At 55.3% G+C, this 1,046-nt stretch carries 1 protein-coding gene; it reads left to right on the top strand.

The annotated features are described in order from the left end of the window. A partial coding sequence (locus KUA57_RS09440) for a ribonuclease E domain-containing protein (protein WP_218494154.1) occupies positions 1-1,046 on the top strand: 1,046 nt, incomplete at both ends.

The raw sequence follows: 1,046 nt of genomic DNA on the forward strand, positions 1-1,046 counted from the left end.
CTGGTTGACGCTGAAGCACTTGCTACCGCACTTGTTGACGCTGAAGCTGAAGCTACTGCACTAGTAGATGCTGAGGCACTTGCTACCGCACTCGTTGACGCTGAAGCTGAAGCTACTGCACTTGTCGATGCTGAGGCGCTTGCTACTGCACTAGTAGATGCTGAAGCACTTGCTACTGCACTAGTAGATGCTGAAGCACTTGCTACCGCACTTGTTGACGCTGAAGCTGAAGCCACTGCACTAGTAGATGCTGAAGCTGAGGCTACTGCACTTGTTGATGCTGAGGCGCTTGCTACCGCGCTTGTTGACGCTGAAGCTGAAGCCACTGCGCTGGTTGATGCTGAAGCTGAAGCTACTGCACTAGTCGATGCTGAGGCGCTTGCTACTGCACTAGTAGATGCTGAAGCTGAAGCTACCGCGCTTGTTGACGCTGAAGCTGAAGCCACTGCGCTGGTTGATGCTGAAGCTGAGGCTACTGCACTGGTTGATGCTGAAGCTGAGGCTACTGCACTTGTTGACGCTGAAGCTGAAGCTACTGCACTTGTTGAGGCTGAGGCGCTTGCTACTGCACTAGTTGACGCTGAAGCTGAAGCTACTGCGCTTGTTGATGCTGAAGCTGAAGCTACTGCGCTGGTTGAGGCTGAAGCTGAGGCCACCGCACTAGTAGAGGCTGAGGCTGAAGCTACTGCGCTTGTTGACGCTGAGGCTGAAGCCACCGCGCTGGTTGAGGCTGAAGCTGAGGCCACCGCACTAGTAGAGGCCGATGCTGAAGCTACCGCACTTGTTGACGCTGAGGCACTTGCTACCGCACTTGTTGACGCTGAGGCACTTGCTACCGCACTCGTTGACGCTGAAGCTGAAGCCACTGCACTAGTTGACGCTGAAGCACTTGCTACCGCGCTTGTTGACGCTGAAGCTGAAGCCACCGCACTTGTTGACGCTGAAGCTGAGGCTACCGCACTTGTTGACGCTGAGGCTGAAGCCACTGCGCTAGTCGATGCTGAAGCACTTGCTACCGCACTTGTCGATGCTGAGGCGCTTGCTAC

Source organism: Streptococcus vulneris (assembly GCF_019218685.1).
Lineage (GTDB): Bacteria > Bacillota > Bacilli > Lactobacillales > Streptococcaceae > Streptococcus > Streptococcus vulneris.